Source organism: Oerskovia sp. Root918, assembly GCF_001428945.1.
GTDB classification, from domain to species: Bacteria; Actinomycetota; Actinomycetes; order Actinomycetales; family Cellulomonadaceae; genus Oerskovia; species Oerskovia enterophila.
Map to the genome: position 1 here is coordinate 282,070 of NZ_LMJG01000012.1, position 22,514 is coordinate 304,583.

The window sequence follows — 22,514 nt, forward strand, 5'->3', positions numbered from 1 at the left end:
GGCCCCGGTGCGCACGGGAGCGCCCGCCGCGGGAGACCACTGGTCTCCCGCGGCGGGCGCATGCGTCACCCTCGGCGAGGAGGGCGCCGCCTCACTCGGCCCCGAGCCGCGACCGCAGCCGCGCCAGCTGTGCCCACAGCTGGTCCGGGACCCGGTCGCCGAACGTGTCGAAGAACTCGCTCGTGAGCTCGGTCTCCGCGAGCCACGACGCGGCGTCGACCTCGAACAGCGCCTCGAGGGCACCCTGCGGGAGGTCGAGCCCGTCGACGTCCAGCGCACCCTCGGCAGGCAGCAGCCCGACGGCGCTCGTCACCGCACCCGCGTCCGTCCGCAGGCCGCGGGACCGGTCGACCTGCTGGGCGATCCACTCGACCACGCGCGAGTTCTCCCCGAACCCGGGCCACAGGAACGAGCCGTCGGCCCCCTTGCGGAACCAGTTGACCTGGAAGATCTTGGGCCGCTTGGCCGGGTCGAGCCCTGCCCCGACGCTCAGCCAGTGGGCCCAGTGGTCCGCCATGTTGTACCCGCAGAACGGCAGCATCGCGAAGGGGTCGCGGCGCAGCTCGCCCAGTGCGCCCTCGGCCGCGGCGGTGCGCTCGGACGAGATGGTGGCTCCCATGAACACGCCGTGCTCCCAGCTGTAGGCCTGGGCGACGAGCGGCACGTTGGTCGCGCGACGCCCGCCGAAGACGATCGCGTCGATCGGGACGCCCGCGGGGTCCTCCCAGGTGTCGGCGATCGTGGGGCACTGGGCGGCTGCGACCGTGAACCGGGAGTTGGGGTGCGCGGCGGGCGTGCCCGCGGCCCCGTCGGCGGGCGTCCAGTCGTCACCGCGCCAGTCGATCAGGTGCTCGGGGGCCTCGGGGGTGAGTCCCTCCCACCAGACGTCGCCGTCGTCGGTCAGGGCGACGTTGGTGAAGATCGTGTCGCGGGCGAACGTCGCGACCGCGACCGGGTTGGTGTCGATGCCCGTGCCGGGCGCGACGCCGAAGAACCCTGCCTCGGGGTTGATCGCGCGCAGCGTCCCGTCCGGACCGGGGCGGAGCCACGCGATGTCGTCGCCGATGGTCTCGACCTTCCACCCCGGGACGGTCGGCTGGAGCATCGCGAGGTTCGTCTTGCCGCACGCCGACGGGAACGCCGCGGCGAGGTGGTAGGCGCGCCCCTCGGGCGACGTGGCCCGGATGAGCAGCATGTGCTCGGCGAGCCAGCCCTCGTCGCGTGCCATGGCCGAGGCGATGCGCAGCGCGAAGCACTTCTTGCCGAGCAGGGCGTTGCCGCCGTACCCGGAGCCGTACGACCAGATCTCCCGGGTCTCGGGGAAGTGCGCGATGTACTTGGTGTCGTTGCAGGGCCACGCGACGTCCTCGTGGAGGTCGACCGAACCGTCGGGGCGGTCGACCACGAGCGGCGCGCCCACCGAGTGGACGGCCGGCACGAACGGCGCGCCCGCGTCGATCAGGGCCAGGACGTCGCTGCCGACCCGCGTCATGACGCCCATGCTCACCACGACGTACGGGGAGTCGGTGACCTGGATGCCGACCTGCGAGATGGGGCCGCCGACCGGTCCCATCGAGAACGGCACGACGTACATGGTCCGACCCCGCATCGAGCCGTCGAACACCCCGCGCAGCTCGGCGCGCATCACGTCGGGCTCGCGCCAGTTGTTGGTGGGCCCCGCGTCGGCCTCGTCCTGCGAGCAGATGAACGTGCGGGACTCGACGCGGGCCACGTCGCTCGGGTTCGACCGGGCGAGGTAGCTGCCCGGTCGCAGCTCGGGGTCGAGCGGCAGGAGCGTGCCCGCGTCGACCATGAGGTCGATCAGCCGCTGCTTCTCGGCCGCGGACCCGTCGCACCACACGACCGAGTCGGGCTCGGTCAGGTCGGCGATCTCGCGGACCCAGGCGCGCGGGTCGCGGTCCGCAACGACGGCGGATCGGGCACCGGGGCCGAACGCCGCACCGGCCAGGGGCGTGGCGAGCACGTCGGGCAGCTCCTCGGCGAGGGCGGCGAGGTGGGTGCGGCGAGGGTTGGCGGTCACGGTCATGATCGGGTCTCCGGTCCTGGGCGGGGGCGTTCGCCCGGTGGGCGTGTGTCCTGCTGTTTCCACCTTCGACCCGGAACGGCGCAGTTTTCCACCCAGAACCGTGTCAAGAATTGCGGTTCTTGACATAGAGTCAAGGAATGGCCGTCGACGAAGACCGCAAGATCCCCACGACCCCCGAGGTCCTGGCTCCCGCGACCACCGACCTCATCACGCTGGGCCGCCGGATCCGCTGGTTCCGGACCGGTCGGGAGCTCACCCTCGACGCCCTCGGTGCGCAGGTGGGGACCACCGCGAGCCTCCTGTCGCTCATCGAGAACGGCAAGCGTGAACCCCGGCTCTCGCTGCTCCAGGCGCTCGCGGGCGCGCTCGACGTCACGGTGACGGACCTGCTCGCGGACGAGCCGCCGTCGCGCCGGGCCGCGCTCGAGATCGAGCTGGACCGGGCCCAGCGAGGCCCCCTCTTCGCGACCCTGGGGCTGCCGTCGGTCAAGGCCTCCCAGAAGCTGCCCATGCCGGTCCTGGAGAACCTCGTGGGGCTGCACGGCGAGCTCGCCCGGCGCGCGTCGGAGGCCATCGCGACGCCCGAGGAGGCACGCCGCGCCAACACCGAGCTGCGCCTCGAGCGCCAGTCGCGCAACAACTACATCCCCGAGCTCGAGGACCTCGCCGAGGAGATGACGCGCCGGGCCGGCTACCGCGTGGGTGCGCTCACCCACCGCACCGTTGCTCGCATGGCCGAGCAGCTCGGCTTCACGCTGCTCCACGTCGACGACCTGCCGCACTCGACCCGCACCGTCACGGACCTGCGCAACGGCCGCATCTACCTGCCGCCGGCCTCGATCCCCGGGAGCCACGGCCTGCGCTCGCTCGGTCTGCAGGCCATCGCGCACCGCGTGCTCGGGCACCAGCGGCCCACGTCGTACGCGCACTTCCTGCGCCAGCGCGTCGAGATCACCTACTTCGCGGCGTGCTGCCTCATGCCCCAGTCCGCAGCGGTCGAGTTCCTCGAGCAGCGCAAGAAGGAGAAGGACCTCGCGGTCGAGGACTTCCGCGACGCGTTCGGCGTCTCGCACGAGGCCGCGTCGCAGCGCTTCACGAACCTCGCGACGTCGCGCCTGGGCATCCCCGTGCACTTCATGCGCGTGGGCGACGACGGCGCCCTCTACCGCGGCTACGCGAACGACGGTCTGCCGTTCCCGGCCGACGTCACGGGGGCCATCGAGGGGCAGCTGGTCTGCCGCCGGTGGGCGGCACGCGAGGCCTTCGCGCGCCGCGACCGGGCGACCGAGTCCTACCAGTACACGGACACCCCGGCGGGCACGTTCTGGTGCAGCACGCAGACGGGCACGACGACGACGGGCGAGTTCTCGATCACGGTCGGGGTCCCGTTCGCCTCGGCCAAGTGGTTCCGGGGACGCGAGACGACCGCGCGGCGCGCCTCGACCTGCCCCGACGAGGCCTGCTGCCGCCGGCCCCAGGCCCAGCTCGCGCGCCGCTGGGAGGAGGTCGCGTGGCCCAGCGCGCGCATGCACCAGCACGTGCTGTCGGCACTGCCCTCGGGGTCGTTCCCCGGGGTTGACGCCTCAGAGGTCTACGCGTTCCTCGAGAAGCACGCGCCGACGCCCGGCGCGGAGTGAGGTGGGCCGGGCCGGCGCTCGCCCTGCCTGCCCTGGCCCGCCCACGTCGCGCCCGCCTCGCTGACGGCGTCGCACGTCGTCACACGTCGCGCAGCGGCCCGCCCTGCTGGTCGACGAGCGGCAGCAGCCGCTCCAGGACGTCGCCCGTGCGCAGCCCGTCGTGCTCGAACTCGTTCGTGACGAGCGCCTGCACGTTCCCGACGCGCGAGGCCGTGTCGAGCGACAGGTGGGCGTCGACGAACATGTCGTCGTAGTAGACGGCCGCGGCGACCGGGACCTCGTTGGCCGCGAGCACGTCCAGGTCGTACAGCACGGTCCACTCCTCGCGGCGGGCCAGCTCCTCGGCCGCCCCGCGGAACGCGCGGAGCCCCGCGATCTCCTCGAACATCCAGGGGTAGATCATCTCGCCCGTGAAGAGCAGCGGCCGGGCCTCGGGGGAGAACTCCGGGTGCTCGGCGCGGACCCCCTCGGCGGCCCAGCCCGTGGCCCCGCGGCCCGAGGCGTAGATCGACTCGTGCAGCACCGCGTACAGCGGGTTCGTCCAGTACGAGGTCAGGTCCCGGACCTCGCTGAGGAACGTGTCGCTCAGGTCCTCGTCGTCGTGGTCGAACGCCTCGTCGAGCAGCCAGTGCACACGCTCGAAGCCCGGCTTCATGCCGAAGTCCATGCCGAGCGTCTGGAGGCGTCGCACCGAGAGCGTGTCGCCGTCGGGCAGAGTGACGTCCCCCACCGCGATCCTGTCCGCGATGCGCGCGAGGCGTGCGACGTCGTCGGGGAAGCGCGACGCGAAGCGAGCGTTCTTGGCCGCGGTGCGCGGGTAGGTGCGGCGGTAGACCTCGGTCGCGTCGGCCTCGATGCCCGCGAGCCCGCCCGTGACGTAGCAGGCCGAGAGGCCCTCGGCGGCGCGTGACAGGTACGTGAGCGTGAGGAAGCCGCCGTAGCTCTGCCCGAGCGACTCCCAGCGGCGACCGCCGAACAGCGTGCGGCGCACGTGCTCGGCGTCGGCCACGATCGAGTCCGCGCGGAAGTGCGAGAGGTACTCGGCCTGCGCGGCCGCGTCGCCGAGCGCTGCCAGGTGGCGCCCGCGCACGGCCGAGCTGCGGCCCGTGCCGCGCTGGTCGAGCAGGATCACGCGGTGCGTCGCGAGCATGGTCCCGACCCACCCCTCGGGCCCGGTGGGCCGTGGCCCCTTGCCGCCCGGGCCGCCCTGGAGGAACACGAGCAGGGGCAGGTCCTCGCGCCGCCGGACCGGGTCGACCAGCTCGCGCACGAAGACCGTGATCCGGCGTGAGTCGGTCTCGTCGAACCAGTCGAGGGGGACCTCGACCACGTGGTCGGTGACGTGCATCCCGGGGATCGTGCAGCTCACGGAGGTCATGGCGACGAGCCTATCGAGCGCGAGCCGGTCCTGGAGGCTGGGTGTGTCGGAGGCGATCCGTAGCGTGCAACCTCAGGATCGAGAAGGAGGCAGGCATGAGCTACGACATCGCCGTGTTCGCCACGGAGACCGTGGACGACGACGGGTTCGAGGCATGGTTCGAGGAGCAGGCCGAGTGGGGCGAGGACCACGACTACACGGACCCCGCGGTCACGTCCGTCGCCCTCCGGACGTTCTACGACGCGCTGGCCCAGGAGTTCCCGCCGATGAACGGGCCGGACGCCGACGAGGACGTCGACGATCCCCGCCTGGCCGACTACTCGATCGGGCGTGAGCTGCTCTACGTCGCGTTCGGCTGGTCCCAGGCGCGCGCGGCGCAGGCTGCGTGCCTGCGCATCGCTGCGGCGACCGGGGTCGCGGTCGGCCTCGTGAGCGACGACGGGCGCATCGTCCGACCGGGCGACACGCCGGAGCCGGTCGGTTCCTGACACGCCGGAGCCGGTTGGTTCCTGACACGCCGGAGCCGGCGTGACCTCCTGGTCACGCCGGCTCCGGCGAGGCTGCGAGAAGGACTACTTCTCGACGTCCTCGTCGACCCAGTCGAGGGTCTTGCTCACGGCCTTCTTCCAGTTGCGGTAGAGACGCTCGCGCTCGCCCTCGTCCATCGACGGGCTCCAGCGCTTGTCCTCGGCCCAGTTGGCGATGACGTCCTGCTCGCCCTGCCAGAACCCGACCGCGATGCCCGCGGCGTACGCGGCACCGAGCGCCGTCGTCTCCGCGACCTTGGGCCGCACGACGTCCACGCCGAGCTGGTCCGCCTGGAACTGCATGAGCAGCTCGTTCTGCACCATGCCGCCGTCGACGCGCAGCTCGGTGAGGTCGACGCCCGAGTCCGCGTTCATGGCGTCCAGGACCTCGCGGGTCTGGAACGCGACGGCCTCGAGCGCGGCGCGCGCGATGTGGTTCTTGTTGACGTAGCGCGTGAGGCCCACGAGCGCACCACGGGCGTCGGAGCGCCAGTGCGGTGCGAACAGACCCGAGAACGCGGGCACGAAGTACGCGCCACCGTTGTCGTCGACCTTGCGGGCGAGCCACTCGACGTCGGGCGCGTCCGAGAACATGCCCAGGTTGTCGCGCAGCCACTGGATGAGCGAGCCCGTGACGGCGATCGAGCCCTCGAGCGCGTAGCGGGCCGGCTGGTCGCCGATCTTGTAGCAGACCGTGGTCAGCAGGCCGTTCTCGCTCATGACCTTCTCGGTGCCCGTGTTGAGCAGCATGAAGTTGCCCGTGCCGTACGTGTTCTTGGCCTGCCCGACCTCGAAGCACGCCTGGCCGAACGTCGCGGCCTGCTGGTCGCCCAGGATGCCCGCGATCGGGACGCCGGGGAGGAGCCCGCCGGGGCGACCCTTTCCGTAGACCTCGGAGGACGACTTGATCTCCGGGAGCATGGAGAGGGGGATGCCCATGTCGGCGGCGATGTCCTCGCGCCAGCTCAGGGTGTCGAGGTCCATGAGCATGGTGCGCGACGCGTTGGTCACGTCGGTGACGTGCACGCCGCCGTCGACGCCGCCCGTCATGTTCCACAGGACCCAGGTGTCGGTGTTGCCGAACACGAGGTCGCCGGCGTCGGCCGCCTCGCGGGCGCCCTCGACGTTGTCGAGGATCCACTTGACCTTGGGACCGGAGAAGTAGGTCGCGAGGGGCAGGCCGACGATCGCCTTGTACTTCTCGGGGCCCGCCTCGCCGCCGAGCTCGTCGACGATCTTCTGCGTCCGGGTGTCCTGCCAGACGATCGCGTTGTAGACGGGCTTGCCCGTCTTGCGGTTCCACACGACCGCGGTCTCGCGCTGGTTGGTGATGCCGACCGCGGCGATGTCGGTGTAGGTCACGTTCGCGCGGGTCAGTGCGAGACCCACGGCCTCGCGCACGTTGTTCCAGATCTGCTCGGGGTTGTGCTCGACCCAGCCGGCTCGCGGGAAGATCTGGTCGTGCTCGAGCTGGCCGGAGGAGACGATCTCCCCGGAGTGGTTGAAGACGATGGCCCGGGAGCTGGTGGTTCCCTGGTCGATGGCGAGAACGTAGTCGGCCATGGTGTGTCAGTCCTTCACGTCGGTGTGGTTGAGCGGGTGCCGCGCTGCGCGGCGGGAGTTCACGAAGGGTCGCCGTGCCCGACGGCGGGTGGTCGCGTGACCGGGGCGGGTCGCCCCGTCCCGGTCACGCGGAGGGAGCAGGTCAGCCCCAGGCTGCCCCGAGGAGGCCGGCGAGCACGCCGCCGACGAGGGGACCGGCGACCGGGACCCACGAGTAGGCCCAGTCGCTCGAACCCTTGCCCTTGATGGGCAGGAGGGCGTGGGCGATGCGCGGGCCGAGGTCACGAGCAGGGTTGATCGCGTACCCGGTGGGACCACCGAGGGACGCACCGATACCGACCACGACCAGCGCGACCGCGAGCGGGCCGAGGCCCGACGGGGTGTTGCCGGACGCCACGACGAAGAACACGAGCACGAAGGTCGCGATGACCTCGGTGATGAAGTTCCAGCCGTAGGAGCGGAGCTCGGGGCCGGTCGAGAAGACCGCGAGCTTGGTCGCGGCGGGAGCGTCCTCGTCGAAGTGCTTCTTGTAGGCGATGAACGCGAGCACGGCACCGAGGATCGCACCGATCATCTGCGCGCCGAAGTACATGAACATGTTGCTCACGGTCGGCTCGATCGTCGCGGTGACCATCCCCTCGGGGCCGGTGACCGAGAAGAAGGGGCGGTCCGCGGTGAACAGACCGATGGTCACGGCCGGGTTGAGGTGAGCCCCCGACTTGTAGGCGACGTAGACACCAGTGAAGACGGCAAGGCCCCATCCGAAGTTGATGAGGAGCCAGCCGCCGTTGAAGCCCTTGGTCTTGGGGAGGATCACGTTGGCTACGACGCCAGCGCCCATCAGGATCAGGGTCGCGGTGCCGAGTATCTCGGACCAGAAGGCGTTGAGGAGGAGTGTGTCCATCAGCTTCTCTCTTTCTTGGTGGACTTCGTTGTCGCAACCACCCCGGCGCATCCGTGCGGCGGGGCCCCGGTGTGCGCCGCGAGGTGCGCACCCGTGAGGTTGGGGGGGTGTGCCAGCCCCGACGTCGCCCGGCGCGAGCCGAGCGGGCCGGGGACCGGCGGATGAAGTTGTTCTCGGGGAGCTTGGGGCTCCGGTGGTCAGGAGGGCGGGTTCGTCAGGAGGCGTCGAGCGGCTTGAGCGGTGCGACGTCGTCTGCTGCGAGGCGCGTGCGCTCGGCCGCGGCGTCGTCGGGCTCCTGCTCGGCGGCCTCCTCGGCTCCGGCGCGTGCCGTGTAGGAAGCGATCTCCGCGGCCTTCTGCTCGGCAGTCCAGCCGAGGAGCGGGGCGGCGATGTCGGCGATCTCGGGGAGTGCGCCGAGACCGCGGTCGAGCACCTCGTAGTTCAGGCGCGTGCGGTGCAGCAGGAGGTCCTCCAGGTGGAGGGCGCCCTCGTGGGTCACGCCGTAGCTGATCTCGGCCCGCAGGTACGCGGGGGCGTGCTCGAGCGGCTTGGCGAGCGAGGGGTCGGCCTGGCACAGCGCGACGATGTCTCGCAGGTTCGAGCCGTAGCGGTGGAGCAGGTGGTCGACCATCTGCGGGGTCCAGCCGAACTTCGAGGCCCACGGCCGCGCCTGGCGCCGGACCGCGTCGAGGCCGACCGCACCGAGCAGCGGGATCTTGTCCGTGATCGACGGCAGGGCCGCGGCACGCTGGCCGATCGCGAAGTCGACCGCGTCCTTGGCCATGACCCGGTACGTCGTGAGCTTGCCGCCCGCGATGACCGTGAGACCCGGGGTGGGGGAGGCCGTGGTGTGCTCGCGCGAGACCTTGGCCGAGCTGGTGCCCTCCTTGGTGCCGGGCTGGAGCAGCGGGCGCAGGCCCGCGTAGGTCCCGATGATGTCGTCGCGCGTCAGGGGCTGGGCGAGGACCGCGTTCGCGTGCTCGAGGATGTACTCGATGTCCGCGGACGTGGCGACCGGGTGCGTGAGCTCCTGCTCCCAGGGGGTGTCGGTCGTGCCGATGACCCAGTAGCGGGACCACGGGATGATGAAGAGGACCGACTTCTCGGTCTGCAGGATCAGGCCGACCTGGCCCTTGATGCGCTCGCGCGGGACGACGATGTGGACGCCCTTCGAGGCCAGGACGCGCAGCCCGCCGTCGGTGCCGGCGAGGGCCTCGGTGTCCTCGGTCCACACGCCCGTCGCGTTGATGACGGCGCGGGCGCGGACCGTGATGCGCCTGCCCGTCTCGAGGTCCTCGAGGATCGCGCCGTTGACCGCGCCCGTCGAGCCCTTGGTCAGCTCGACGACCTGGGTCCGGGACGCGGCGTGTGCCCCGTAGGAGGCCGCGGTGCGGATCAGGGTGGAGACCAGGCGTGCGTCGTCGACCGAGGCGTCCCAGTACTGGACGGCACCGATCGCGGCGTCGTGCGCGAGGTCGGGGAACTTGCGCTCCATCTGCTTGCGCGAGAGGTGGCGGTGCAGCGGCAGCGCCCGCTTGCCCGGGGCCATGCTCGCGAGCGTGTCGTACAGCGCGATCCCGGCGCCGACGTAGGCACGCTCCCACACGCGGTGCTCGAGCGGGTACAGGAACGGGACCGGGCGCACGAGGTGCGGCGCGAGGTCCTTGATGAGCAGGTCGCGCTCGGTCAGCGCCTCGTGGACCAGGTGGAAGTCGAGCATCTGCAGGTAGCGCAACCCGCCGTGGACCAGCTTGCTCGACCTGCTCGACGTCCCGGAGGCCCAGTCCTGGGCCTCGACGATCGCGGTCGAGAGGCCACGGGTCACGGAGTCGAGGGCGATGCCCGCTCCGGTCACGCCTCCGCCGATCACGAGGACGTCGAGCTCCTGGTCCGCGCTGGTGCTCGCCTCGAGCGCTGACAGCGCCTGCTGGCGAGACTCTGCGGTGAGTCTGCTGGAAGTCATCCGATGGCCTTCTCTCGTCGTCGAACTGGTGCATCCCGAGGGACACAGCGGGAACTACGTCTCACTGTGACGTTCCCACGGGTGTGCGTCCCGCGCTAGCGGTACGACCCGGTCCCCGAGCGGGCACCGTTCCGTGGCACAGCGCTGTCGAAATGCCGCTGCACGTATTAACGTCAACATGTCAGGAACGTTCGCGCAAGCGCAGTGCACAAACGTGCAACAGTGGTGGGAGACCGGCAGATGGCGGATCGGGAGCAGGACGTCCTGCGGGCGGCCTCGATGTACTACCTCCAGGACATGAAGATGGAGGCGATCGCGAAGCACCTGAGGACCTCGCGGTCGACGGTCTCGCGGCTGGTCAAGAAGGCCCGTGAGACAGGTCTGGTGGAGATCACGCTCCGGCCAACGCAGAGTCGGGCGCCGGGGCTGGGCGCGCACATCTCGGCCACGTACGGCATCGACGCCTACGTCGTGCCCGTCCCGGACTCGACGCAGCAGGTCGACCGGCTCGACCAGGTCGCCCTGACGACCGCACGCCTGCTCGGCTCGTGGTTCGACTCCGACATGATCCTCGGCATCGCATGGGGCACGACGCTCGCGGCGATCTCCCGGCACCTGAGCCGCAAGCCGACCCGAGGGTCCGCCGTCGTGCAGCTCAACGGGGCCGCGAACACCCGGACCTCCGGGGTGCACTACGCGGGTGACCTGATCGCCGGGTTCGGCGAGGCGTTCGACGCGCACGTGCACCATTTCCCAGTCCCCGCGTTCTTCGACTACGCCGAGACCAAGCAGGCGATGTGGCGCGAGCGGTCGGTCCGGCGCGTGCTGGACGTCCAGCGGCGGGCCGACGTCGCGCTGTTCTCCGTGGGCGCCGTCTCGGGTGGCGTCCCGAGCCACGTCTACTCGGCGGGCTACCTCGAGCCCGAGGACATCGCGGTGCTCGACGCCGAGGGGGTCGTGGGGGACGTGTGCACGGTGTTCCTGCGGGCCGATGGCACGTACCGCGACATCGCGCTCAACGAGCGCGCCACGGGCCCGGGGCCCGACGAGCTCCGGCGGATCCCGCAGCGCATCTGCGCGGTCGCGGGGGACAACAAGGTCGCGCCGCTGCGTGCGGCCTTGCGCGCCGGGGTCGTCACGCACCTGGTCGTCGACGAGATCACGGCATCGCACCTGATCGAGCAGGAGACGGGCCGGATCGCGGTCGCACGCACGCGCAATGAGAGTATGCATTCGGGTGCATGATTACGCATCGGGCCGCGTCGCGGCGTAGATTGGGCGCGTGACGAGCACCTCGACCCCCACCCTGACGCTCCGCCCTGCCCTTCCGGCGGACGTGCGGGCCATCCGCGGGCTCGTCGAGCCCTACGCGCAGGCCCGCATCCTCCTGGCCAAGGAGATGGTCGGCTACTACGAGGCCGTGCAGGAGTTCGTCGTCGCGGACGTGGGGGAGCCGGGCGCCTCCGAGGTCGTCGGGTGCGGCGCGCTGCACGTCATGTGGGACGACCTCGCCGAGATCCGCACGCTCGCGGTGGACCAGGCCTGGCGCGGCCACAGGGTGGGGCACCAGCTCGTGGTCGAGCTCCTCGACCGCGCCCGCGCCCTGGGGCTCCGACGGGTCTTCTGCCTGACGTTCGAGGTCGACTTCTTCCGGGCGCACGGGTTCGAGGCGATCGACGGGACGCCCGTCTCGCCCGACGTCTATGCCGAGCTCCTGCGCTCGCACGACGACGGCGTGGCCGAGTTCCTCGACCTCGCCCGCGTGAAGCCCAACACGCTCGGCAACACGCGCATGCTCATCACGCTCTGAGGCGCCCGGGCGTTCGCCGCCCGGAGGTCGTCGTCCGTCGTCCGGAGGGCCGGCGGGCTCAGGCCGGGAGACGGTAGACGTCGCCGTCCTGCTCGAGCAGCCCGTCCTCGACGAGGCTCGCGACGCACCTCCCGAGCTGGGCAGCGTCCGGCCACAGTCCCGCGACCGCGTCGCGGTGCACCGGACCGTCCGCCGCGCGCAGCGCGCCCATGACCCGGCCCCGCGCCTGCCGGTCGGTGCCCTCCCAGGCCTGGGTACGCCGTCGGGCTGCGTGCTCGTCCGGCGGGCAGCCCGCCGCACGCCACGCGCACAGGTCCGCGACCGGGCACTCGTCGCAGCGCGGCGAGCGTGCCGTGCACACGAGCGCGCCCAGCTCCATCGAGGCCGCGGCCCACAGGGCCGCGTCGTCGTCCTCGGTCGGCGCGACCAGGGTCGCGAGCCGACGCTCGGCCGCGGTGTACGACGGCGCAGGCAGCGCCGTCCCCGACACCGCGCGCGCCAGGACGCGCCGCACGTTCGTGTCGACGACGACGGCCCGCCGACCGTGCGCGAACGCCGTCACCGCCGCGGCCGTGTACTCGCCGACGCCCGGCAGCGCGAGCAGCTCGCCCGCGTCCTGCGGGACGCGGCCCCCGTGCCGTTCGACGACGGCGCGCGCACAGTCCTGCAGGCGCAGGGCCCGGCGCGGGTAGCCGAGGCGCCCCCAGGCGCGCAGCACGTCGGCCGTCGAGGCCGCGGCCAGGTCCGCGGGCTCGGGCCAGCGGTCCATCCAGGCGCGCCACGCGGGCTCGACCCGCACCACGGGCGTCTGCTGGAGCATGACCTCGCTGACCAGGACGCCCCAGGGGGAGCAGTCGTCGCGCCGCCACGGCAGGTCGCGGGCGTTCGCAGCGAACCATCGCCCGACGGCGTCGCGCAGGTCCGCGTGCGGGTCCGGGGCGGGGAGGCTCGCCAGGGCGGCGCGGGTTCCGGTGCGGGGAGCGGCGGCGTCGAGCGTGGTGGAGGAGAGCGGCATGATCCGACCATTCTCGCCGATGCGCGAGGGCGCGGTGTGGCAGTGACCGAACCGTCCCGCGCGGGACGTACCGTTGCCCCAGTGCGGGAACGCCCCGCGCCGACCGTCGAACGGAGCCGCACGTGAGCACGCCGCGAGGCACCCGGCCACCGACCGGGGCGACCCCGGTCCAGGGGCGCCCGGCAGACGGGGCGGGCGGGACGTCGTCGGGCAGGCCCACCTCCCGGACCCTGAGGGTGCGGCGGGTCGTCGCGCTCGTCCTGCTCGCGGTGATCGTCGTCGGCGTCGTGATGCTCGTCAAGGCGGCGATCGCGTTCGGCACCGGACTGCTCGCCGACGAGCCCCACGGCAAGGTCGCGCCACCCCCGCCGCAGGCCGTCGCGACCGGCGGCTACAAGAAGTGCGAGGTCAAGGACCTCACGCTCGGGCTCACGGTGTCGAAGGCCTCGTACGCCGACGGCGAGAACCCGTCCTTCTCGCTCACGCTCACGCACGTCGGCCGGCGGCCCTGCTTCGTCGACGCGTCCCCCGCCTCGCTCGAGCTCGTCGTGACCTCGGGCGAGGACCGCATCTGGTCGTCGGTCGACTGCCCGCCCGCCAAGAAGGTGCTCCTCATGGCCCCCGGCGACGCATATCCCCAGACCGTGGACTGGGCCCGCGTGCGGTCGGCCGCGGAGTGCCCCGCCGACCTGCCGGCACCCGGAGCAGGGGACTACAGCGCGGTCGTCGCGTCGACCGAGGTGGCCGGGCTGACGAGTGCGCCCGTGGTGTTCACGCTCCTCGCGCCGCCACCGCCGCCGGTCGAGACGCCACCCGCGACCGAGGCGCCCGTCGACGGCGCGGTGCCGCCGGCCGACGGGGCGGTGCCTCCTGCTGAGGGAGACCCGGCTGCGACCGGGGAGACGGCCCCGGATGACGGGACTGCTCCTGCGGACGGGGCGGTTCCTCCCGCTGACGGGGCCACTCCGTAGCGCTGGGCAGCTCCCGCGCGCACGCCCACACCCGGGGCACGGACCGTCGTGCTCCCGGGCAGCGCCCCCTGCCTGGCCCCCTGCCTGCGACGTGTGCGCTGCGCGTACGCCCGCGCCACCTGGGCCGTTGCGTTCGATGCTTGGTTGTCAGAGCTGGGCCGGGGTAAGCACCGGCTCGCTTCTGACAACTGATCGGGTGGTCGGGTGGGTTGGCTGCCAGCTCGTCGGGTCGGCTTGGTTGTCAGAGCTGGGCCGGGGTTTGCGCCGGCCCACTTCTGACAACTGATCGGGTGGTCGGGTGGGTTGGCTGCCAGCTCGTCGGGTCGGCTTGGTTGTCAGAGCTGGGCCGGGGTTTGCACCGGCCCACTTCTGACAACTGGTCGGCTGCGAGGCAAGCGACCAGAAGAGTTCCCGCAGCTACCGCTCGGTCCTAGACGTACCGCTCGAGGATGCTCGACTCCGCGAGCCGTGACAGGCCCTCACGGACTGCTCGGGCACGCTGCTCGCCCACGCCGTCCACGGCCATGAGGTCGTCGATGCTGGCCGCGAGCAGCTTCTGCAGCCCGCCGAAGTGCGTGACCAGGCGGTCGATGATGGTGCCCGGCAGGCGGGGGACCTTGGAGAGCAGGCGGTACCCGTGCGGTGCGACCGCGGCGTCGAGCGCCTCGCCACCTCCGGGCAGCTCGAGGACCCGGCCGATGATCGTGAGGTCGAGCAGCTGGGTCTGGTCCAGAGCGGCAAGCGCGTTCTTGACGTCCGCGAGCGAGCGCTCCTTGCGGCTGAGCTCGACGTAGTCGCGGATCACGGACTCGCGGTCCGAGCCGATCCCGCCGATCAGCTCGTCGAGCTGGAGCGCGAGGAGGCGGCCGTCGGTGCCGAGCTCGACGACGTAGCCGGCGATCTCCTCGGAGATGCGCCCCACCATCTCGAGGCGCTGGACCACGGCGCACACGTCGCGGACCGTGACGAGGTCCTCGATCTCGAGGGCGGACAGCGTCCCGCTGACCTCGTCGAGGCGGGCGCGGTAGCGCTCGAGCGTCGCGAGCGCCTGGTTGGCGCGCGACAGGATGGTGTCCGAGTCCTCGAGCACGTAGCGCAGGCCGCCGACGTAGAGCGCGACGATCCGCATGGACTGGCTCACCGAGATGACCGGGAAGCCGCTCTGCTTGGCGACGCGCTCGGCCGTGCGGTGACGCGTGCCGGACTCGGTGGTCTCGATCGTGGGGTCCGGGAGGAGCTGCACGGCCGCGCGCAGGATCCGGTTCGCGTCGCGGTCCAGGACCACGGCGCCGTCCATCTTGGAGAGCTCGCGCAGCCGGGTCGCCGAGAAGCCGACGTCCAGCACGAACCCTCCCGAGCACATGGTCTCGACGACCTTGTCCAGGCCCAGCACGATCAGTGCGCCCGTCCGACCTCGAAGGATGCGCTCGAGCCCGTCGCGGAGCTCGGTACCGGGGGCCACTGCGGCGAGGGTCTCCCGGAGCAGGTCGTCAGGATGCACAGGGGAGTTGGCCACGTGGGCATCTTACGCTGCCAGGTTGTCTCAGGGGCAGGAAAACGCCGTTCGGGGACAACTGGAGGTCACGATGGGATCACGGTTGCCCGACGTCGAACCGGGAGCGCTCCTGCTGCGGGGGCAGGTGGCCGCCGCGCGCGAGCTCGACGGCCTCTCCCAGGTGCTGCGCCGGCAGGACCGTCATGCCCGCCGGGGGCTTGGGAGACGACCCGTGCGGCACCACGGCCCGGGTGAAGCCGAGCCGCGCGGCCTCGGCGAGCCGGCGGTCGAGGCCCGCGACCGGCCGGATGTCCCCGGCCAGCCCGACCTCGCCGATCGCGATGGTTCCCGGGGGCATGACTTGGTCCTCGCGGGCCGAGAACGTGGCCAGTGCGATGGACAGGTCCGCCGCGGGCTCGCTGACCCGTGCGCCGCCGATCGTCGAGACGTACACGTCCTGGTCGACGAGGCGGACCCCGGCGTGCCGGTGCATGACCGCCAGGATCATCGCGAGACGGCTCGAGTCGATCCCGCTCGTGGTGCGCCGCGGGTTGGCCAACGAGCTGGGGACCACGAGCGACTGGATCTCGAGGGCGAGGGGCCGGCGGCCCTCGAGCGTCACGGTGATGCACGTGCCGGGCACGCCGGCCCCGGAGTGCGAGAGGAACAGCCCGCTGGGGTCGGCCAGTCCCACGATGCCCGTCTCCGAGAGGTCGAAGCACCCGACCTCGTCCGTGGGGCCGTAGCGGTTCTTGATCGCGCGGACGAGGCGCAGGCGGGAGTGCCGGTCGCCCTCGAACTGGCACACGACGTCGACGAGGTGCTCGAGCGTGCGGGGCCCGGCGACCGAACCGTCCTTGGTGACGTGCCCGACGAGGATCACGGGCAGGTCGCGCTCCTTGGCCGCGGCGATCAGCGCGGCGGCGACCTCGCGGACCTGGCTCACGCCGCCGGGGGCGCCGTCGACCTGGGCCGAGGCGATGGTCTGCACCGAGTCCACCACCAGGAGGTCCGGGTCGGTCGCCTCGATGTGCCCCAGGACCGTCGCGAGGTCCGTCTCGGCCGCGAGCAGCAGGCCAGGGGCGAGCGCCCCGACACGCTCCGCACGCAGCCTGACCTGCCCGGCCGACTCCTCGCCGGTGACGTACAGGACCGTGCGGGGCTTCGGGGCGGGGCGAGGGGCGTCCTCCGGGGACACGGCCTTGTCGCTCACCCCGGCCGCGACGTTGCTCGCGACCTTGAGCAGGAGCGTCGACTTGCCGACTCCAGGCTCCCCGGCGAGCAGCACCACGGCCCCCGGGACGATCCCGCCGCCCAGCACGCGGTCGAACTCCGCGACTCCCGTGGGCGTGGCCCGCGCGGTCTCCACGTCGATCTCGCCGATGGGGCGGGCGGGGGAGCGCGTGGGCGCGACTGCCGCGGTGCGCGGCCCTGCCGACGCTGCGGCCTCCTCCGTGACGGTGCCCCACTCCTGGCACTCGCCGCAGCGACCGACCCACTTGGCCGTGGTCCAGCCGCACTCGCCGCAACGGTAGGCGGGCCGGGCCGGGCGCTTGCTCGCGGCGCGCGAGCCCGCGGAGGTCGATGTCGTCACGGGCGCCACGCTAGCGACAGGCACCCACACGCACCGACACGCACCGCGGGCCCAGGTCCGGCGAGCGCAGGTGTGTCCGGTCGCGCGCTGAAGCGCGGCTGCTCATCATGTACCCATGCGACGGCTCCGGAAGGACAGCCCGTGGTGGACGGTCATCACCACCCTCGGCTCGCTCGCGGCGTGCCTGCTCCTCTTCTACGGCGTGCCCCTCGGGGACTCCGAGCGTGAGTGGACGCAGATCCTGTTCTTCGTGGTCGGGTTCGTCGGGCTCTGCTACCTCGTCACGTTCCAGGTGCGCCGCCAGCTGCGTGCGGGCCGTGAACCCAGCGTGCGGGTCCAGTCGGTCGTCGGGCTGCTGTCGCCCATCATCATCTTCTTCGCGATCGCCTACTACCTCCTCGCGATCCACAGCGACGCGGAGTTCGTCGGGATCGAGACGCGCACCGACGCCCTCTACTTCACGGTCGTCACGCTCGGGACCGTCGGGTTCGGGGACATCCACCCGGTGGGGCAGGCGGCGCGGGTCGTCACGATGGTCCAGATCCTGTTCGACCTCGCGGTCATCGGCATCCTCGTCGCGGTCGCGACCCAGCGGCTCGAGTCGCGCGCACGGTGGCGTGAGGCCCACGGCGAGCCCGGCGAGTCCGCGGCCGGACCTCACGAGCGCTGACGCAACGACGCGGGGCCCACCGAAAAAACACACCGGCAAAGTTTCGGCGCTGAGCGCCGTTGTGACGCTCCCAAGACGCTCTTCCAGCACATCGCCGCAGGTCACAGCCTGGGCAGGGGTGCATGTGAGCGCTCATATCAAGCAAGCAGAACCGGACCAATCACCGAAAACCATTGCGTTCAGCGTTTCTGTGTGCCATCTTTCCGGGGACCGAACCATCTCGACGAGGAGAGGTGTACGCCCGTGAAGAAGCGAGCGACCAGACCCCAGCACGTCCCGGGCGGCAGAGCCCGGCTGACGATCGCGAGCACGTTGACCCTTGCCGTCGCCACGACGGGACTCATCGTCCCCTCGCTGGCCCAGGCCGCTCCGAACGCGGACGTGGGGTACCCCGTGTTCAGCGGGGACGCGAAGCCCGTCCCTGCGGAGGGGACCGGCTACCACGTGCGCAACCAGCTCCAGGCGATCTTCGACGCCGACGTCGCGGCCGGAGCCGGGAGCGGGACCGACAAGGATTTCTGGATCGACAAGATGCTCGCCCGCACGGGCAACACGCCGGGCGGCTCGAACGGCGACGCGAACCAGTGGCTGTTCAGCCGTGGCCGTGCGGTCTTCATGAAGACCCACCAGCCCGCCACGCTCGGTTTCGGCGGAGAGGTCGCGTACTGGGAGTCGCTCGCGGGCGGCCAGGGTGCGTACACCATCACGGTGAACGTCAACGGGTCGAACGTGACCCTCACCGAGGACGCGTCGGCCCGCAAGCAGACCCCCAGCTACTGGCGCAGCACGTTCAACAACACCGCACAGGGCCTGCGCGTGGTGCAGACCAAGTTCATCACCGACGCCAACGTGGCCGTCACGAACCTCACGGTCTCGAGCACGAACGGCACGGCCAAGCAGGTCCGGATCTCGGCCGCGTCGTCGTTCGCCAAGACCCCCGAGGGCGACGAGCTCACGGGCTCGGTCCAGGCGTTCAACAAGCTGACCACGGTCTTCCCGCGCCTCTCGGGAGACGGCTTCTCCCCGGCCGACGGCGCGATCACGCGCACGCTCGACGTCCCCGCGACGGGCTCGGCGAGCACCAAGGTCCAGCTCGGGTTCGTCACCGAGGAGATCCCCGAGTCGCGCACCGACTACGACGCGTTCCGCGCGGCGACCCCGGGGGCCGCCTACACCGCGCACGTCACGGCCTACAACCAGTGGTGGGCAGACAACGTGCCCTACCTGGACACGCCCGAGGACAACATCGACAAGACGCTCTTCTACCGCTGGTGGCTGATGCGCTTCAACTTCCTCGACGCCAACATCCCGGGCAACGACTTCCAGTTCCCCACCTCGATGGAGGGCGTGCTGGGCTACAACAACAACATCGTCCTGACCACGGGCATGTTCATCGACGACCTCAAGTACTTCCGTGACCCCGTCTACTCGTACGGCCCCTGGGTCTCCGCGGGCGAGGTCGCCAAGAGCGGCAAGTACGTCGACAACCCGGGTGACCCCGCGAACTGGTCCAACAGCTACACGCAGTACATCTCCGAGGCCGCGTGGCGCTCGTACCAGCTGCACGGCGGACCGACCGTGATCGCCCAGAACCTGGCGCAGTACGCCGAGCGGGACGTCAAGGACCTGCAGGCTTCCTTCGACAACGACGGCAACGGCCTCATCGAGTACAACTGGGGCGCCATGACGGGCAACGACGCCGACGCGGTGTCGTTCCACTGGCGCGCGGGCAACATGGACCGCACCGAGAACGCCTACCTGTACTCCAACGCCAAGGCGTCGGCCGCGGCCTACCGGACCGCGGGCAACGAGACCAAGGCGGCCGAGATGGACGCCTTCGCCGCGCAGATCAAGGCAGCCGTCCTGGAGTACCTCTGGGAGCCCGCGCGCGAGACGCCCGACGAGGTGGGCCTGAAGGGCAACCTCCTCAAGCACCGTCACGTCGCGACCGACGCGCTGGTGCCGTGGAAGGAGATCAACAACTACTACCCGTTCAGCGTGGGCCTCATGCCCAAGCCGGGTGACGCGGACTACGACCAGCCGTACGTCGAGGCCCTGCGTCTCTTCGCGGACGACGAGCAGTACCCCGTCTTCCCGTTCTTCACGGCCAACCAGGCGGACCAGGCGGCCTACGGCGGACCGGGCAGCAACAACTTCTCGGTCATCAACTCGACCGTGTCGTTCCGCATGCTCTCGAGCGTCCTGCGCGACTACCCGAACGACTACGTGGACGCCGAGCTCTACAAGAAGCTCCTCTACTGGAACGCCTGGTCGCACTACCAGAACAACGGCGACAACCGGTACCCGGACCAGAACGAGTTCTGGTCGAACGGCACGGCCGACCCGCAGAACATCGGCTACCGCTCGTGGATCCACCACACGATCCTCGGCACGACGAACTTCACCATGATCGAGGACGCGATGGGCCTGCGCCCGCGCTCGGACGACAAGATCGAGCTCGCCCCCATCGACATCGACTGGGACCACTTCACGGTCAACAACGTCCGCTACCGCGACAAGGACCTCACGATCACGTGGGACGCGCCGGGCGGCGAGAAGCACTACGGCGCCGACGTCCCCGAGGGGTACTCGGTCTTCCTCGACGGTGAGCTCGCGTTCACGGTCGACGAGCTCGCGCACGTGACCTACGACCCGTCCACGGGCACGGTCGACGCCCCCGCCGGCGTCACGGTGACCACGGCCGAGCAGCGTCGGGTCCAGGCTCCGCAGGACGTCGTGTTCGCCGCGGACGCTCGCGTCGTGGACATGATGGCCAAGGCGGGCGCCGACGTCTCCCCGGCCTCGGCCGGCTCGACGAACCTCGCCCAGGGCAAGCCCGTCACGGCCTCGTTCTCCGCGAACGGCCGTGGTCCGGCAGGCGCCGTCGACGGCACGACGGTCAACGAGCCCTTCTGGGGCACCGCGGGCTCGCCGAACGCCAAGGACTCGCTCGAGGTGGACCTGGGCTCGGCCCAGAAGGTCGACGACGTGCGCGTCTACTTCTACCGTTCGTCCTCGACCGCGACCGTCGCGGGCTACTCGGCCCCGGCTCTCTACACGGTCGAGTACCTCGACGGGACGCAGTGGAAGCCCGTGCCGGCGCAGTCGCGTGCCCCGCTGTTCCCGCAGGGCAACTTCAACCACGTGCAGTTCCCCGAGGTCACGACCTCGAAGCTCCGCGTGACCGTGACCCACGCGGCGGGCACCAGGACCGGCATCAAGGAGGTCCAGGCCTTCTCGACCGGGGTCGAGGCGCCCGCCTCGACCAACCAGGCGCCCAAGGCCGACGCGTGGACGGACTCGACGTACAACCAGGCCGGCTCGGCCCGCCTGCTGGGCACCGCCCAGGACGACGGTCTGCCGAACGGTCAGATCACGTCGGGCTGGTCCGTCGAGGCGGCTCCCGAGGGCGGCAGCGCGGTGTTCGACAACCCGAAGGCCACGACGTCGGTCGTGCGTTTCACGAAGTCCGGCGCCTACACCCTGCGCCTGACGGTGTCGGACGGCGAGCTCACGTCGACCAAGGACGTCGTCGTCCAGGCGACCGCGCTCTCGGACGGCGAGATCAACGTCGCCTCCACGGCCACCCCGACCGCGGACTACACCGCGGGCTGGAACAACGTCGACGCGGTCAACGACGGCAAGCCGTCGTTCTTCACGGGTGGTGCCGGCACGGACCTGTGGGGCACCTGGTCGGGCTCTCGCCCCGCGAGCCGGTGGCTGCAGTACGACTTCGAGGCCCCCGTCCGGGTGGACAAGGCGTCGATCGACTTCTGGACCGACACGACAACGGGTGGTGACGGCGTGGCCGTGCCCAAGGCGTGGAAGCTCCAGTACTGGGACGCGGCCGGAGGGGGCGCGTGGAAGGACGTGACGAACCCGTCGGCGTACGGTACCGAGCGCCTCAAGACCAACGAGGTGACGTTCGACGCCGTCACGACGAGCCGGCTGCGTGCCGTCTTCACCGCCCTGCCCAACGCAGCGGGCACGAGCAACTCTGCCGTGGGCGTGTCCGAGTGGCGCGTCTTCGCGGCTCCCGCGGTCTCGGCCGCGGACGTCCACGTGCGGACCGCCGTCGGGACCCTGCCCCAGCTGCCGGGCACCGTCGCGGTGACCTACGCGGACGGCTCGGTCGTCGAGAACGGTGTCGCCTGGGGCGCCGTGGACGCGGCGCAGGTCGAGCAGATCGGCGACTTCACGGTCCAGGGCTTCGTGTCCGGGACGACCCTGGTCGCCCAGGCGACCGTCTGGGTGCGTGGCCCGGACGCCGTCCAGATCAACACCATCGCCGACACCGCGGTCTCGACCGCGGTCGGTACCGCGCCGGTCCTCCCTGCCTCGGTCACGGTCCAGTACAACGACGGTTCGCAGCAGAGCGGGATCGCGGTGACCTGGGACGCGGTCGAGCCCGGGAAGTACGCCAAGGACGGCACGTTCGAGGTCACGGGGGCGGTCGAGGGCACCGACAAGCGGGCCAGGGCGACCGTCACGGTCGGCACCGGCGAGGGCCAGCCCGAGCCGGACGTCGCGGTCACGGTGACCGCGAGGTCGCAGTGCGTGGGCAAGGTCGCAGGGCTCACGGTCCGGGTCGTGAACGACGAGGAGGTCCCGGTGGACGTCAAGGTCACGACGCCGTTCGGCGCCAAGACCTTCGCCGGCGTGGCGCCGGGCAAGTCCGCCAGCCAGACCTTCAGCGCCCGCAAGGACGCGATCGAGGCAGGGGCCGTGAGCGTCGTCGCGACCGCGACGGTCGACGGCGCCCAGGTCACGACCGAGGTCGAGCAGGCGTTCGACGCCGTCAGCTGCGGGTAGCCAGCGAACGACCGTCGGGGGCGGCGGCTGCAAACGCCGCCCCCGACGGTGCCAGACCGCGCACCCCGGGGGAGAGGGAACCCTCGGGGTGCGCGCCCCTCATCTCCTGCCCGCCCGGGTGGCGCTCG

The 22,514-nt window shown here is 71.4% G+C and carries 15 protein-coding genes; 7 read left to right on the forward strand and 8 right to left on the reverse strand.

Annotated features, from left to right (window positions below; genetic code table 11):
* Positions 1–91: 91 nt before the first annotated feature.
* Positions 92–2,047: a phosphoenolpyruvate carboxykinase (GTP) gene (locus tag ASE27_RS10710; RefSeq protein WP_082608797.1), complete on the reverse strand. Its 1,956-nt coding sequence runs from the start codon at positions 2,045–2,047 to the stop codon at positions 92–94.
* A gap of 137 nt (positions 2,048–2,184) precedes the next feature.
* Between ASE27_RS10710 and ASE27_RS10715 the strand changes: the two genes are divergently transcribed.
* Positions 2,185–3,684: an XRE family transcriptional regulator gene (locus tag ASE27_RS10715; protein WP_082608798.1), complete on the forward strand. Its 1,500-nt coding sequence runs from the start codon at positions 2,185–2,187 to the stop codon at positions 3,682–3,684.
* A gap of 79 nt (positions 3,685–3,763) precedes the next feature.
* Here ASE27_RS10715 and ASE27_RS10720 read toward each other — a convergent pair whose 3' ends face one another.
* Positions 3,764–5,062 carry an alpha/beta fold hydrolase gene (locus ASE27_RS10720; protein ID WP_056649653.1) on the reverse strand — a complete coding sequence of 433 codons (1,299 nt, stop codon included), beginning with the start codon at positions 5,060–5,062 and terminating at the stop codon, positions 3,764–3,766.
* Between the two features lie 95 nt (positions 5,063–5,157).
* On the opposite strand from ASE27_RS10720, the gene ASE27_RS10725 reads away from it, so the two are divergent.
* Entirely contained in the window at positions 5,158–5,550 is a 393-nt protein-coding gene (locus tag ASE27_RS10725; protein ID WP_056649656.1) for a hypothetical protein, read from the forward strand.
* Positions 5,551–5,634: 84 nt separating this feature from the next.
* Here the strand turns inward: ASE27_RS10725 and glpK are convergent, their stop codons facing one another.
* From glpK to ASE27_RS10740, 3 genes are all read right to left on the reverse strand, one after another.
* Positions 5,635–7,152 (reverse strand): glycerol kinase GlpK, encoded by a 1,518-nt coding sequence (gene glpK / locus ASE27_RS10730; protein ID WP_056649659.1) that lies wholly within the window; start codon positions 7,150–7,152, stop codon positions 5,635–5,637.
* A gap of 142 nt (positions 7,153–7,294) precedes the next feature.
* Positions 7,295–8,056 carry an MIP/aquaporin family protein gene (locus tag ASE27_RS10735; protein ID WP_056649663.1) on the reverse strand — a complete coding sequence of 254 codons (762 nt, stop codon included), beginning with the start codon at positions 8,054–8,056 and terminating at the stop codon, positions 7,295–7,297.
* A gap of 214 nt (positions 8,057–8,270) precedes the next feature.
* Positions 8,271–10,019 carry a glycerol-3-phosphate dehydrogenase/oxidase gene (locus ASE27_RS10740; protein WP_056649666.1) on the reverse strand — a complete coding sequence of 583 codons (1,749 nt, stop codon included), beginning with the start codon at positions 10,017–10,019 and terminating at the stop codon, positions 8,271–8,273.
* A 240-nt stretch (positions 10,020–10,259) separates the two neighbouring features.
* Between ASE27_RS10740 and ASE27_RS10745 the strand changes: the two genes are divergently transcribed.
* Positions 10,260–11,264, forward strand: coding sequence for a sugar-binding transcriptional regulator (locus ASE27_RS10745; RefSeq protein WP_056649669.1), 1,005 nt, complete (start codon positions 10,260–10,262; stop codon positions 11,262–11,264).
* A 37-nt stretch (positions 11,265–11,301) separates the two neighbouring features.
* Positions 11,302–11,829, forward strand: coding sequence for an amino-acid N-acetyltransferase (locus ASE27_RS10750; RefSeq protein WP_056649671.1), 528 nt, complete (start codon positions 11,302–11,304; stop codon positions 11,827–11,829).
* A gap of 58 nt (positions 11,830–11,887) precedes the next feature.
* Here ASE27_RS10750 and ASE27_RS10755 read toward each other — a convergent pair whose 3' ends face one another.
* Positions 11,888–12,844 (reverse strand): A/G-specific adenine glycosylase, encoded by a 957-nt coding sequence (locus ASE27_RS10755; protein ID WP_082608799.1) that lies wholly within the window; start codon positions 12,842–12,844, stop codon positions 11,888–11,890.
* A gap of 122 nt (positions 12,845–12,966) precedes the next feature.
* Between ASE27_RS10755 and ASE27_RS10760 the strand changes: the two genes are divergently transcribed.
* The gene (locus ASE27_RS10760; RefSeq protein WP_157257534.1) at positions 12,967–13,815 is read left to right on the forward strand and encodes a hypothetical protein; all 849 of its coding nucleotides are present in this window, start codon (positions 12,967–12,969) and stop codon (positions 13,813–13,815) included.
* A gap of 430 nt (positions 13,816–14,245) precedes the next feature.
* Here ASE27_RS10760 and disA read toward each other — a convergent pair whose 3' ends face one another.
* A complete protein-coding gene (disA, locus tag ASE27_RS10765; RefSeq protein WP_056649680.1) occupies positions 14,246–15,331 on the reverse strand; it encodes a DNA integrity scanning diadenylate cyclase DisA in 1,086 nt (361 codons plus the stop codon).
* A 76-nt stretch (positions 15,332–15,407) separates the two neighbouring features.
* A complete protein-coding gene (gene radA, locus ASE27_RS10770) occupies positions 15,408–16,904 on the reverse strand; it encodes a DNA repair protein RadA (protein ID WP_056650016.1) in 1,497 nt (498 codons plus the stop codon).
* Between the two features lie 115 nt (positions 16,905–17,019).
* Between radA and ASE27_RS10775 the strand changes: the two genes are divergently transcribed.
* Together ASE27_RS10775 and ASE27_RS10780 are read left to right on the forward strand one after the other, a co-directional pair.
* On the forward strand, positions 17,020–17,574 hold the full coding sequence (locus ASE27_RS10775) for a potassium channel family protein (protein WP_082608800.1): 555 nt from the start codon (positions 17,020–17,022) through the stop codon (positions 17,572–17,574).
* Positions 17,575–17,817: 243 nt separating this feature from the next.
* Positions 17,818–22,386, forward strand: a complete 4,569-nt coding sequence (locus tag ASE27_RS10780) for an Ig-like domain-containing protein (protein ID WP_235535416.1) — start codon at positions 17,818–17,820, stop codon at positions 22,384–22,386.
* Positions 22,387–22,514 lie beyond the last annotated feature (128 nt).

Coding starts and splice junctions, on each gene's coding strand:
- ASE27_RS10720 (WP_056649653.1), bottom strand. CDS start 5,062: ATGACCTCCGTGAGCTGCACGATCCCCGGGATGCACGTCACCGACCAC.
- ASE27_RS10725 (WP_056649656.1), top strand. CDS start 5,158: ATGAGCTACGACATCGCCGTGTTCGCCACGGAGACCGTGGACGACGAC.
- ASE27_RS10715 (WP_082608798.1), top strand. CDS start 2,185: ATGGCCGTCGACGAAGACCGCAAGATCCCCACGACCCCCGAGGTCCTG.
- ASE27_RS10735 (WP_056649663.1), bottom strand. CDS start 8,056: ATGGACACACTCCTCCTCAACGCCTTCTGGTCCGAGATACTCGGCACC.
- ASE27_RS10755 (WP_082608799.1), bottom strand. CDS start 12,844: ATGCCGCTCTCCTCCACCACGCTCGACGCCGCCGCTCCCCGCACCGGA.
- ASE27_RS10775 (WP_082608800.1), top strand. CDS start 17,020: ATGCGACGGCTCCGGAAGGACAGCCCGTGGTGGACGGTCATCACCACC.
- ASE27_RS10745 (WP_056649669.1), top strand. CDS start 10,260: ATGGCGGATCGGGAGCAGGACGTCCTGCGGGCGGCCTCGATGTACTAC.
- ASE27_RS10740 (WP_056649666.1), bottom strand. CDS start 10,019: ATGACTTCCAGCAGACTCACCGCAGAGTCTCGCCAGCAGGCGCTGTCA.
- glpK (WP_056649659.1), bottom strand. CDS start 7,152: ATGGCCGACTACGTTCTCGCCATCGACCAGGGAACCACCAGCTCCCGG.
- ASE27_RS10710 (WP_082608797.1), bottom strand. CDS start 2,047: ATGACCGTGACCGCCAACCCTCGCCGCACCCACCTCGCCGCCCTCGCC.